Source organism: Micromonospora sp. AB353 (genome assembly GCF_049538395.1).
Taxonomy (GTDB): domain Bacteria; phylum Actinomycetota; class Actinomycetes; order Mycobacteriales; family Micromonosporaceae; genus Micromonospora; species Micromonospora aurantiaca.
Genome location: NZ_JBMVFV010000066.1, coordinates 1 through 11,826 on the forward strand (window position 1 = coordinate 1; position 11,826 = coordinate 11,826).

Annotated in this window: 11 protein-coding genes and 1 pseudogene; 3 read left to right on the forward strand and 9 right to left on the reverse strand. The window is 68.3% G+C overall.

Going from position 1 to position 11,826, the window contains the following annotated elements:
* Positions 1-858: 858 nt before the first annotated feature.
* Both ACPCK6_RS22760 and ACPCK6_RS22765 read right to left on the reverse strand, forming a co-directional pair.
* Positions 859-1,833: a DUF4268 domain-containing protein gene (locus ACPCK6_RS22760; protein ID WP_396884150.1), complete on the reverse strand. Its 975-nt coding sequence runs from the start codon at positions 1,831-1,833 to the stop codon at positions 859-861.
* Positions 1,834-1,912: 79 nt separating this feature from the next.
* On the reverse strand, positions 1,913-2,593 hold the full coding sequence (locus tag ACPCK6_RS22765) for a DUF6308 family protein (protein ID WP_423482160.1): 681 nt from the start codon (positions 2,591-2,593) through the stop codon (positions 1,913-1,915).
* A gap of 1,149 nt (positions 2,594-3,742) precedes the next feature.
* On the opposite strand from ACPCK6_RS22765, the gene ACPCK6_RS22770 reads away from it, so the two are divergent.
* Entirely contained in the window at positions 3,743-4,234 is a 492-nt protein-coding gene (locus ACPCK6_RS22770; RefSeq protein ID WP_423482161.1) for an HNH endonuclease, read from the forward strand.
* Positions 4,235-4,589: 355 nt separating this feature from the next.
* Here the strand turns inward: ACPCK6_RS22770 and ACPCK6_RS22775 are convergent, their stop codons facing one another.
* Both ACPCK6_RS22775 and ACPCK6_RS22780 read right to left on the reverse strand, forming a co-directional pair.
* Positions 4,590-5,789 carry an MFS transporter gene (locus ACPCK6_RS22775; protein WP_423482162.1) on the reverse strand — a complete coding sequence of 400 codons (1,200 nt, stop codon included), beginning with the start codon at positions 5,787-5,789 and terminating at the stop codon, positions 4,590-4,592.
* A gap of 92 nt (positions 5,790-5,881) precedes the next feature.
* The gene (locus tag ACPCK6_RS22780) at positions 5,882-6,334 is read right to left on the reverse strand and encodes a carboxymuconolactone decarboxylase family protein (RefSeq protein WP_423482163.1); all 453 of its coding nucleotides are present in this window, start codon (positions 6,332-6,334) and stop codon (positions 5,882-5,884) included.
* Between the two features lie 46 nt (positions 6,335-6,380).
* Between ACPCK6_RS22780 and pdxR the strand changes: the two genes are divergently transcribed.
* Positions 6,381-7,835, forward strand: a complete 1,455-nt coding sequence (gene pdxR / locus ACPCK6_RS22785; RefSeq protein WP_423482164.1) for a MocR-like pyridoxine biosynthesis transcription factor PdxR — start codon at positions 6,381-6,383, stop codon at positions 7,833-7,835.
* Between the two features lie 338 nt (positions 7,836-8,173).
* Here pdxR and ACPCK6_RS22790 read toward each other — a convergent pair whose 3' ends face one another.
* The 4 genes from ACPCK6_RS22790 to ACPCK6_RS22805 all read right to left on the reverse strand — a co-directional run bounded on the left by ACPCK6_RS22790 (position 8,174) and on the right by ACPCK6_RS22805 (position 10,841).
* Positions 8,174-8,368 (reverse strand): DUF5984 family protein, encoded by a 195-nt coding sequence (locus ACPCK6_RS22790; protein WP_423482165.1) that lies wholly within the window; start codon positions 8,366-8,368, stop codon positions 8,174-8,176.
* Between the two features lie 120 nt (positions 8,369-8,488).
* The gene (locus ACPCK6_RS22795) at positions 8,489-9,721 is read right to left on the reverse strand and encodes an RNA polymerase sigma factor (protein ID WP_423482166.1); all 1,233 of its coding nucleotides are present in this window, start codon (positions 9,719-9,721) and stop codon (positions 8,489-8,491) included.
* Between the two features lie 64 nt (positions 9,722-9,785).
* The gene (locus tag ACPCK6_RS22800) at positions 9,786-10,157 is read right to left on the reverse strand and encodes a YciI family protein (RefSeq protein ID WP_423482167.1); all 372 of its coding nucleotides are present in this window, start codon (positions 10,155-10,157) and stop codon (positions 9,786-9,788) included.
* 42 nt (positions 10,158-10,199) lie between these two features.
* Positions 10,200-10,841, reverse strand: a complete 642-nt coding sequence (locus tag ACPCK6_RS22805) for a DUF998 domain-containing protein (RefSeq protein WP_423482168.1) — start codon at positions 10,839-10,841, stop codon at positions 10,200-10,202.
* 150 nt (positions 10,842-10,991) lie between these two features.
* Between ACPCK6_RS22805 and ACPCK6_RS22810 the strand changes: the two genes are divergently transcribed.
* Positions 10,992-11,417 carry a hypothetical protein gene (locus ACPCK6_RS22810; RefSeq protein WP_423482169.1) on the forward strand — a complete coding sequence of 142 codons (426 nt, stop codon included), beginning with the start codon at positions 10,992-10,994 and terminating at the stop codon, positions 11,415-11,417.
* Between the two features lie 179 nt (positions 11,418-11,596).
* Here the strand turns inward: ACPCK6_RS22810 and ACPCK6_RS22815 are convergent.
* Positions 11,597-11,784: pseudogene (locus ACPCK6_RS22815) on the reverse strand (helix-turn-helix domain-containing protein); the annotation flags it as partial.
* Between the last annotated feature and the right edge of the window lie 42 nt (positions 11,785-11,826).

The window sequence follows — 11,826 nt, forward strand, 5'->3', positions numbered from 1 at the left end:
GGTCTGGGCGCTCGCCGCCACCGACGGGGTTTCAACGCTGCGCTCACTGCGCCGTCGTCCCTGACACACGAGCCGAATCCAACGACATCGTCAGTCCGTTTGCCGATCGCTCCCTGGGTGCCAGTTCCAGATCGTCTCTGATGACGACCATGTATGCCCAGATGCCGTCGCCGCACCGACACGAACCCCCATGCCTGCGAGCAGAGTGTCACGATGAACGGGGTGGGCCGTTCTCGACGGTCGCGACTGCGGCGACCGGGTGGACGCCCCGGACTTTGACGGGTGCGCTGTTGATGGGGGACCGGGGCGCCGTGGACCTGGTGATGACCTGTCGTCGCCCCTCGTTTACCCCCCGAAAACCTCCACTCATGATTGACAATCAGTGACAAGTGGCGATCACCGCATGATTGCATCTGTTCAGCTCATCGAACAAATGCGACAACCGATAGCGACGTTGCGGTGGTTACTTTCGGTAACAAGGGGTTTTGGCAACCAATGACAAGCCCTGAGAGGACTCGACAAGAGGTTCTTCTGAATTCAAATCTCCTCGTTCCCACGTGGCCGCCGTCGTCCGTGCGCTGGAGCTCGATGACCACGAGATGCCCGTCCTTGTCTACGGCGAGTAGGTCGACCCGGCACCGGGTGTCCTCCCAGTTGCCGAGCTCCTCGTCCACGACCAGAAGGTCGGGGGTGAGCATGGCGATGTCGTTCCCGGAGGAGCCGTTGCAGGTCCTTGCGATCGTAGAGCCCGAGGGCGGTGAACCGGGCTGCGTCGCGCCGCCGCAGGTGTTCGTCGGCGATCTCGTGCAGTGGCATGCCGCCTCCTCGCCGCTTCGCCTCACCGAGAATGGTGCACCGCTAGCCAGTGATGAGCGGGGCCAGGCCACCGGCTTCGGCTATCGCCGTACGAAGGCGGGTCTGAGCCTCGATGAACCAGGTTATGTACTCGGGCCAGTCGTCCCCGTTGTTGATGTCACCCTTGCGGTACTCCGCGATGCGGCAGCCCTTCCTGGCCTGTAGTGGTTCGTACGACAGGGTGTTTCCGAAAGTCGGCTCCAGCTTGGCGCGGGCGGCGGCGAAACGCGCGTCGTTGACCGCGGGATCGGGGTCCTGAAAGAAGATCTCGCTCGACAGGCCGGATCGGCCGAACGTGCACGTGTACGACATGCCGTTCATGCCGGCGGGCAGGGACTGCCAGTTCTGCGGCGAGCCCTTGGTCGACGTCGTCCACCCGAGCTTGCGGTCATGGACCGCCTTAAGGAACCTCGTCCAGAACTCCTGGTAGGTCAATGCTCGTTCGCTTGCCGTGGTGTCGCCCTTGGCGAGCGCCTTGAGCTTCTTGCCCCAGTCATTTGGCTGCACGACCAGGCGCATGAGGGGCGCCGGCACCGACTCGCCGATGCGTACCGCGCTGATCTCGATACCGAAGAACCGCGTGTTCTCATCCGTACGAGTGTTCAGCCAGTCCAACGCGGCCCGATGTTCCTCGCGAAACTCGGTCGCGATCCACACCACGTTGACCGGATCCGTCCCACCGGCGTAGGTCAGCAACTGCCCCAGATGGCCGTGGTCCGTCCTCGTCAGCTGATTCTCGATGATCACCGTCTCGTTCGTCGCCTCGTCGACACCAATCAGGTCCAGCGAGAATCCGCCCACCGGGTGCTCGGCTGACGACAGCAACAAGTCCATGCCGAGCAGCTCGCCGAGCACATCCGCGTTCGCCAGCAACCACGGCGTGAAGCTGTGCGCCTCGTGCTTCCAGACTTGCCGTACATCGAGCAGTTCGAGCTTGCCGAGCGTGGGCAGTCCCTCGCCGGCGTCCAGAAAGGTCATATCACCGACCGTATCGGCTTGAGGCCGATCCTGACGTCCCATGGCCACCTTCTTGGCACTGGCATCGCCGGGGCGACCGTCACGAGGCCGCCGAAGCTCCTCGGTCCGGCATCCAGGCGAGGATGTCCAGCAGGCGCACGTCCGACAGGCGATCCGCCGCCTCGGCGACCAGCGGATCGTCGTGGTGACGCGCGGCGGTCCGTAACAACGTGAGGCCCTCGGCGGCCCGCAGCAGATCCGTGCGGTATGCCGCCCAGTAGGCCCGCCGCGGTGGTGCGTGCCGGCTGCCTGCCTGCTGCAGTTCACGCGCCGCGCCCTCGGCAGCCCGCCGGTACCGCCGCAGCAGCGCGCTGTCGAGGATGAGGAACAGCCCAGGCCGCACCAGGTGCAGGGCCTTGCTTACCTTCGCGTGCCCGAGCCCTCGCGGACTCTCCTGGAAGAAGTGTTGGTACAGCCGGAGCGCACCGTCGTAGCAGCCGTCGTCGAGCATCGGGTCGGCGTCGCGGAGTTGGGCGTTGAGCGGGACGTCGTCCCAGGGCGCGGTCTCGCTCAGCCAGAGCAGGTGGCGCTCCTGTTCCCGGCTGATTCTGCTGCCCATGTACGGTGCGCGAGTTACCTTGATGAGCTTCGGCGTCAGCACGGGATGCGTGCCGGCCAGCCAGTCGTAGGCGCGGACCGTGCGGGCATGCCGCTTGCAGTAGTCGACGAAGACGCCGAGCGGGTCGTTCACCGGTCGACCGGCGACCTCGATCGGGGCCACTGGGGCACCTGCCTTTCTGATCGCTCGGCGGAGTCGTCGCTTCCCAGCCTGCTTCGGTCCACCAAACCGTGACAACCTCTGCGGGTGCCACCGAGAGGAGCGCTCCGGTGACGACAGCTACCCGAGCGGGTCGTTCCGCGTCGGGTGTTGGTCCCATTCTGGGCACGGCTCTCGCCGACGGCATCGATCCGCCTAGCGCATTTACTAGCATCACCATTCCTTCATCGTCCACTTGGGGGCGCTCGGGTCGTCGGCCTCAAGGCCGGGACGAGGAGTCGACGAAGCGCATGGTGGCCAACGGCAAGAGCCAGTTCGAACGGCTGAGCGAGAGCGGGTACTACGCCGCCGTGGTCGAGGCGAACCGGGCATACCTAAACGTCGCGGTGACCGACCCGGCCGGCACGGAGCGGGAGTACTGGACCCTCTCCTGCCTACCGAACACCAAGAGCAACCCGCGCCGGCTGTCCGCGGTGTGCATGCGAACGATGGAGACTTTCGTTCTGCACCAACCGATCGATCCGGAGAACCAGGACCTGGCCGAGGGGTTCGTCATCGTCCGGCGGTCCGTGCTCCGCCGGCACTGGCCGATCAGCCGTGCCCTGGCCCGGGAGTTTCCAGGCCTCACCGAGGAGCCGTCGGACTACCAGGACGCGGGACCGGACCAGGTTCGAGTGTGCGGTCCGTACGACCAGTTGGTCGCGGCGCTCGCCGACGAGCGCTTCGCCGCCGCAGTCCGGCACCTGACCTCCACCCTCCTCACCGCGCGGACCATGCAGGGCGCCGGGCACAGCCCTCGGCTTGTCGACGAGGTACTGGGCCGCGCACGGCCGGCCGCCGAGTGGATCTATCCGGTGAACGACCGCACCGAGGCGTGGGGCTACGACCAGGACGTGCTGGACATGTTTGGGAGCCTGCCAGCCGACGGCGCATACGACGACTGGCACCTCTCCTCCTGCTTCCATCAGATCCGGGCCGGAGACCGAATCTGGGTCTACGCCAGCACCCCGCACCGACGGATCGTGGCCGCTGGGACCGCCTGGGCTGACCCGTATCTCCGCGGACGGCGACGGTTCGGAGTGGCGGCTGGAGATCCGCTGGGAGGTGCCGCTGACCCGTTTCCTGCTCAGCCGCGGCGTGGCAGGGGCAGACGTGTTGGAGAAGGTCGTGCAGGGCGTTCGCGCCGTGCAGCCGGTAGAGTCGGACCGCCTGGCCAAGATTCTGGACGAGGCCCGGGCGCCCGAACCCGAGGGACTGCCGGAGGGCCGCCGTCGGCGGCTGGCGCAGGTGACGGCCCGACAGGGGCAGGCCGACTTCCGTCGCCGGCTCATCGAGGCGTACCAGGGCCGCTGTGCGATCAGCGGTTGCGGCGTGGAGGCGGCGCTGCAGGCCGCGCACATCGAGCCGTACGACGGGCCGGCCACCAACCGGGTTTCCAACGGCCTTCTACTCCGAGCAGATCTACACAACCTCTTCGACCAAGGGCTGCTCTGGATCGACGACTCGTACCGGGTCCAGGTTGCGGAAGGGCTCGACCACTACGGCGAGTTCGCCGGGGTCGAACTGCCGCCGACGGCGGATCCCGCGCACCGGCCGGACCAGCGGGCGCTGGCGGCGCACCGCCGCGACCACGGCGTTGAGTGACGATTTCCGCAGCCGACCGACCCCGGAGGGGCGCCTGCGCTTCTTCCGGTGTCGCCACCGATGTTGACTTGGACAGGCGGCGCTTGGTCATCGGGTCGGGTCGACCCACCGGACCCGCGCCCGGTAGGGACGCTGCCGACCTGCTCGCATCTCCACGTCGGACGCTCATGGAGCCCAGGTGGCGTCCGGATCTGCCGATAAGCGGATGTTCGCGGCCGGGACAGCAGGATGGCGTTAGAGGTCATCGAGGCCGCCCAGGACCGCGAAGAACGATAGCGGGAGCCGGTCCCCGTGACGTGGGGGAATTCGGCACGGGGCGGGCCGTTCGGGGATTCGGGCCGGTCGGCTTGGCACCTCACTCGGCGGAGGCCGCCGCGGTGCGGCGGGCTCCGCCGACCACGACCAGGGCCAGGATGGCGAGCGCGGCGCCGATCCACAGCACGCTCGTGGTGGCGATGCCGTCGACGGCGAGGCCGCCGGCGAGGGCGCCGAGCGCGATGGACAGGTTGAAGGTGGAGACGTACAGCGAGGAGGCGGCCTCGGTGTTGTTCGGCGCGGCGTCCAGGATCCAGGTCTGGAAGGTGACCGGTACCGCCCCGTAACCCAGGCCCCACAGGAGCATGATGGCGCCCGCGGTGACGGTGTCGGTGTCGACCAGCGCGAGAAGCAGCATGGACACGGCGAGGACCACGGAGATGCCTATGACAATCTGCCGCAGCCTGTTGGCCACGAGTGTTCCCGCGATGAAATTGCCGCAGATCCCGGCGATGCCGAAGGTGAGAAGCAGGGCACCGATCAGGCTCCCGTCGATGCCATCGTCGAGCAGGACCGGCCGGACGAACGTGTAGGCCAGGAAGTGACCGGTGATCACCAGGAAGGTGATCGCGATCCCGGCCCGCACGCCCGCGTTGCCCGTGAATACCTTCGGCAGGTCGGAGAAAACGATGGTCTGCTCGGCCGGCACCTTCGGCATCAGGAAGAGGATGCAGGCCAGGGAGACCAGTCCGAGGAGGCCCACGACGGCGAACGCGGTACGCCAGCTGCTGAGATCACCGATGATCGTCCCGGTCGGCACTCCCAGGACGGACGCGGTCTCCACGCCACCGAAGATCACGGCGGTGGCCCGCGGAACGTGCCTCTCCGGCACCAGTCGCAGTGCTATGCCGCCGGCGAGGGACCAGAAGCCGCCGACGCTGATACCGATCAGGAAACGTGCGACCAGGACGATCGCGAAGCTGTCCGCGAAGGCGGAGGCCAGGTTGGCCAGGCCCACCAGACCGATCAGAATCGCCAGCACGACGCGGCGGTCGATGCGGCCGGTGGCCACGGTGACCAGGGGCGCCGAGATGGCGGCGACCACACCGGGAACGGTCACCATCAGTCCCGCGATGCCCTCGGAGACGTTCAGCGCGGAACCGATCGGCGTCAGCAGGCCCACCGGCAGCAGCTCGGAGGTCATCAGAGAGAAGATGCCCAGGGTCACGGCGAGGACGGCGAGCCAGCCCTTGACGGGCGAACGGCCGGTGGCTGGCACCGGTATGTCGACGGCGGTCACGGCTACATCAGCCCTTCGTCAGGATTGGGGTCATGGGAGGGCGCGGGTGGAGGCCACGGCACAAGGGCCGCCACCCGCGGGAGATCGATCGGTCACTGTGTGCCGGGCGTCTTGCGCGTGGTGACGTTCATGCGGTTCCACGCGTTGGCGGTGAAGATAAGCGCGATGAGCTGGGCGAGTTCCGACTCGCCAAAATGCTTCGCGGCCTCCCCGTAGACCTCGTCCGACACGCCCTCGGGGAGCAGGGTGACGGCCTCGGTCAGGGCCAGCGCGACGCGCTCCTTCTCGGTGAACAGGCTGGACTCCTCCCAGGCGGAGAGCTGGTAGATCCGCTCCTCGCTTTCCCCCGCCTTACGGGCGTCGGAGGTGTGGTAGTCGATGCAGTAGGCACAGCGGTTGACCTGCGAGGCGCGGATCTGCACCAGCTCGACTAGTACGGGGTCGAGTCCGTCGCGGGCGGCGGCGTCGAGGGCGAGGACCGCCTTGAAGACCTTGGGGGCGACGGTGGAGAAGTTCATGCGGTGAGGTACCTGGAACGTGGTCATGCTTCGAACCTAAGAGCAGAAATGGCCCGGGGTATGGTTCATTTCTATGGCAGACACGTGGGCCAATTCCCCTGCGACCGAAGCCTCCGAGGACTCTTCGGAGCGAGCCGGCGGAACCGACCTTCACCTCGATCTCTCCGGCGGGGGCAGCCTGCGTGGCAGGCTCATGAACGCGCTGCGGGAAGCCATCCGCTGCGGCCGGCTGGCCCCCGACACCCGGCTTCCGCCGTACCGTACGCTCGCCCAGGATCTGGGCATCGCCCGCAACACCGTCGCCGACGCCTACGCCGAACTCGTCGAGGAGGGCTGGCTCTCCGCCCGCCAGGGCTCCGGAACCCGGGTCGCGCGCCGTGCCGAACCGCTGCGGACGGAACGGGCACCTCGCCCACAACGACCTGTTCGCCGCCGCGTCCTGCACGACCTGATGCCGAGTTCGCCTGACGCGGCGGCCTTCCCCCGTGCGGCGTGGCTCAGCTCTGCTCGCCGGGCTCTGGCCGCAGCCCCCAGCGACGCCTTCGGAGTGGGCGATCCGCGCGGGAGGCCGGAGCTGCGCGAGACGCTCGCGGAGTATCTGGCCCGCGCCAGGGGTGTACGCACCGAGCCCGACCGGATTGTGATCTGCTCAGGCTTCGCCCACGCGCTCAAGCTGCTGGGCCGCGTACTGGAAGGCCCGGTCGCGGTGGAGTCCTACGGGCTCGGGTTCCACTGGGAACTGCTGGACGACGCGGGCCTGGGAACCGTCCCGCTCACTGTCGACGCGCACGGTGCGCTTGTGGATGAGTTGATGGGCACGGGTATCAGGGCCACCATGCTCACGCCGGCCCACCAGTTCCCCACCGGTGGCCCGCTCCATCCGGAACGCCGGGCGGCGGTCATCGACTGGGCCCGCTCCTGCAGCGGACTGCTCGTGGAGGACGACTACGACGGCGAGTTCCGCTACGACCGGCAACCGGTCGGCGCCGTGCAAGGGCTCGATCCGGACCGAGTCGTCTACATCGGCTCGGTCAGCAAGAGCCTGTCACCGGCGCTCCGGCTGGGCTGGATAGTGACGCCGGGCTGGCTTGTCGACGACGTCCTGGCCGCGAAAGGGCCGCGGGAGATGTGGTCGAGTGTCACCGACCAGCTCACCCTGGCCGACTTCATCGCCTGCGGTGCCTACGACCGGCACCTGCGGCACATGCGGCAAAAGTACCGGCGCCGCCGCGATCTGCTGGCACGCACGATCGCTCAACGGGCTCCGCACGTGAAGGTCCGCGGCATAGCGGCAGGACTGCACGCCGTCCTCGACCTGCCCCACGACAGCGAGGACGCGGCCCTGCGCGCGGCCCATATGCAGGGGCTGGCCGTCGACGGGCTGCGCCTCTACCGTCACCCTGGCAGCACGATGCCACGGCGCGACGGCCTGGTCATCGGGTACGGAACACCGCCAGATCACGCCTTCACGGCGGCTCTGGACGCCTTGTGCCTCGCCCTGCCCGATCTGCCAAACGACGACGGGTGACACAAGCGTCGCCGGCTGCTCGGGAATGGACGGCTCTGGTGCTCCGCCATCGAAGCGCTGACGGGCTACCCCGACTGAAAGTTGCGGAACCTGGCCTGGTGGACCGCGGTTGAGGGCCTGCACGGCCTCAAGTCCAGGCGGTGCCGGCCCTGCCAGATCGCGGCCGTGACGACTGGATGGTCAGGCACGTCCGCGTTCCCGTCGTCGGTCCGTTCCTCATCCGGTTCGCCAGGAACTCGAGCGGGTCACACGTCCACTGCCCGGGGGTGGGATGCGATGAACGGCTGCAGGTCGTCGGGCACCGGCTCTAGCACCTCGGGTGTAAGGACAATGACGTCCTACCAGAGCCGGGCCAGGTAGTAGTCGACGTAGAGATGCGGATGAACCTGCCGGATGCGGCGCAGCAGCTCCTGCCCGCTTGCTTCGAGCCAGTACCAGCCCTCGGTGAGCCCGGACCAGTGGAACCTCGGCTGGTCACTGCCCCACGACGACACCTCGTCCAGTGGGTACAGCTCGAACCGGAACCTGATCATTGAGGCAGTACCCCGTAGCGCCCGGCCATCGATCGAAGGCCGGGGCTGGCGCTGACCGTGTGTTGGCCGCTCGACCGGGTTTCCGCAACTGCCGATGTGCGGACGCCGGCCGGCGATCGGTCAGCCGAGGCGGTGGGCTCGGCGTTGGAGGTATCGCTGTTCGACCTGGTTGTCGGTCAGCTCGGCTGCTTCGCGATACCGCGCCGCCGCGCAAGCCGTGTCGCCGGTCATCTCGAGCAGATGTGCGCGGATCGCGCGTTCGCGTTGCCGGGTCAGCGGGTTCTCGTCCAGGTGGTAGCTCCGGTTGAGGTCGTCGAGCAGCGCCAGCCCTCGGTCCGGCCCGTATGCGTGCGCGACGGCGACCACTCGGCTCAGGCGTACCGGTGCAGTCGGACTGAGCCGTTCCAGTCCCAGGTACAGGGCCGCGATCTGGGGCCAGTCCGTCTGGTCCGGCGACGCGGCTGCGGCGTGCACGGCCGCGATCGCTGCCTGTAGCTGGTACGTACCGACCTCGCGCCGCCGCCAGACGCTGTCGATGAGGTCGGCACCCTCGCGGATCAGCTCGGGATCCCACCGTGTCCGGTCCTGCTCGTCCAGCGGCACCAACTCGTCGCCGTCGGTACGGGCAGCGCGTCGCGACTCGGTGAGCAGCATCAGGGCGAGCAGCCCGGTCACCTCGGGGTCGTCCGGCTGGGAGTCGTGGAGCATGCGGGTCAGCCGGATCGCCTCGCGGGTCAGGTCCACGCGGGTGAGTTCGTCGCCGGTGGAGGCGGTGTAGCCCTCGTTGTAGATCAGGTACAGCACCTGCATGACGGCGTTCATCCGGCTGTCGCGGTCGGCGTCGGTCGGCGGGGTGAACCGGGCGCCGGCGCGGGCCAGTTGCTGCTTGGCTCGGCTGATCCGAGCGCCCATGGTGTTCTCGGTCGTCCCGTGCGCGTGTGCGATCTCTGTGGTGGTCAGGCCGCCGACTGCGCGGAGCGTGAGCGCCACCTGGGCGGTGGGGCTCAGCGCGGGGTGACAGCACAGCAGCAGGAGGGTGAGGCTGTCGTCGGTCTCCAGCGCGGGATCTGCCTGGCGGGTCCGCGACGCCAACTCACTCATGCCGGCGTGCCGCTCGCGGCGGCGCCGGGCCTGGTCGGTGCGGAGCAGGTCGACCATCCGCCGGTACCCGATCCGGATCAGCCAGCTGCGCGGGTTATCCGGCACGCCGTCCGTCGGCCACGCCCGGCTCGCGACGAGCAGTGCCTCTTGTACCGCGTCCTCGGCGATTTCGAAGTGGCCGAAGCGCCGCACCAGCGCGCCGAGGACCTGCGGTGTCTCGGCGCGCAGCAGGTGCTCGACGTCCGGTGTCACGCCGGTGCTGCCGTTCGTGTGCCCGCCGGGTCTGCCGCCGTCCGGCGACGCTGGAGGCGGCGGGTCATGTCGCGAAGTCCGCACCCATGATCGGCCGGATCTCCATCGGCTCGCCCAGAACCTCGACCATCCGCGAGACGATCTCGACGGCGCGCTCCTGGTTGTCCACGTCGATCACCGCGAAGCTGGCCAGGACCTCCTTCAGTTCGACGAACGGCCCGTCGGTCGCCACCACGCCGGTCGGGGCCCTGCGGACCGTGGTGCTGACTGCCGGGTGGCCGAGTCCCTCGCTGCTGACGAACTCGCCGGTCTCGATCAGCTCCTGTTCGAACCGCTGGTACGCGGCGAACGCGGCCAGCGCCTCCTCGGACGGAACGTCGGCGGTCGCGGCGTCCCAGGCGGCGGCCGGTGTGTAGCTGAGCAGCAGATACTTCACCATTCTCCTCGTGTTCGCGGGCCTCGGATCACGCTACGCCGATCAACTCGAACGGCGCAGGGAGAGGGCGACGACCGTCGTCCAGGTGAAGGCGACCAGGCCGTTCACGGCGATCTGGATGCTCATGTGGCTCTGTGACATCGGCATCAGCAGGATGAGCGCGGCGAGGCCGTTCAGCACCGCGGGCAGGGCGGCCCGACGGCGGACGTGCCGAACGGTCAGCGCGATGGCGGCGACGGCCAGCGCGGTGAAGGCGACGGCGGCCGCTGCCGAGTGCGCGATGCTGTGCCAGGACATCTCGTCGACCGGCCCTTCAGGGGTCCCTACCGGGAAGCCGTACTCGGGATCCATGGTGAACACCCCGGCCGCGACGAGACCGGCACCGAAGATCCCGACGAAGATCGGCACCACACGTCGGCCGATGCCCTCGGTGAGTGTGCGTCGGATGCCGATGGCGAGCGTCAGGCCGCCGAGGCCGGCGAGCACGAACGTGGTGATCTGGATCCAGCCGAGACTTCCGGTGGCCAACTGGCTGATCGGATGCCGCGTGATGTCGTAGCCCTCGCGCGTGAGCATCTGCGTCACGGCTGAGGCGAAGAAGACCGGCCCGGCAAGGGCACCAGCGAGGAGCAGCCGGTCGGACGAGCGGCAGACGGCGGGAACGGTGGCGGTGACGGTGGCCATGACTTCCTCCTTGGTGGGTTTCTGCCGCTACCTCGTGGCCGATCCGGGGATTCCGACACGACCGCGATGTGACCTGAGTCATGCCCGATGAGCGTCTAAGTGCGGGGGTCGCCTCCGAGGTACCGGCAAGCACTTACCGAGGAGGACACGATGTTCGAGAACACCCAGCCGAGCGCCGAACTGACCGCCCTGGACCGCCTGGTCGGCACCTGGTCGGTGACCGGTGGTGCCCAGGGAACCGTGCGGTACGAGTGGATGGCCGGCCGGTTCTTCCTGCTCCAGCACGTGGAACTCAACCAGTTTGACCAGCCGGTCACCGGTCTGGAGGTCATCGGGCACCTACACCCGTTCGGCGAGCCGGTCGGCGCGGACGTGGTGTCGCGGTTCTACGACGCGGCCGGCACCACCTTCGACTACGTCTACGAACTCGTCGGCGACAAGCTGACCATCTGGGCCGGCGCGAAGGGCGGTCCCGCCTACTACGAGGGCACGTTCAGCGCCGACGGCACCACGGTCACCGGCGAATGGACCTACCCCGGAGGAGGCGGATACGCCTCCAGCATGACCCGGATCTGACACATCGGAAAGCCACGCCGCCCCGGACCGGCCGGAGGCAGTGCCCCTCGCGCATCAAGAAGGTCATGGCTCTCCGGCCGATTCGTCCTACCTTCCATCGACGCGGCGCGTCACGCCGACCGGATAAGGGGTTTCTCCGTGATCGATTTCAGCGGGTAGAAGCCCGGGGCGCCGAAGGCGTCCGTGGGTATCAGGGTGCCATCGAGGATCGCGTACGCCGGTACGCGGATAGGCCCATGGCAGTGGCCAAGTCGTCGGCGGACGCCGCGAGCAGGTCGACGGCTTCACGCACGGAGCGCCGGGCGGTGGCGACGCCGATGCCGAACCCGGCGGCGAGGTGACTCAGCGTGTCAGCGCCTCTGCGGTGCCAAGCCTCTGACGGGCTACGTCGCGTCCGCCCCGGAAGCGG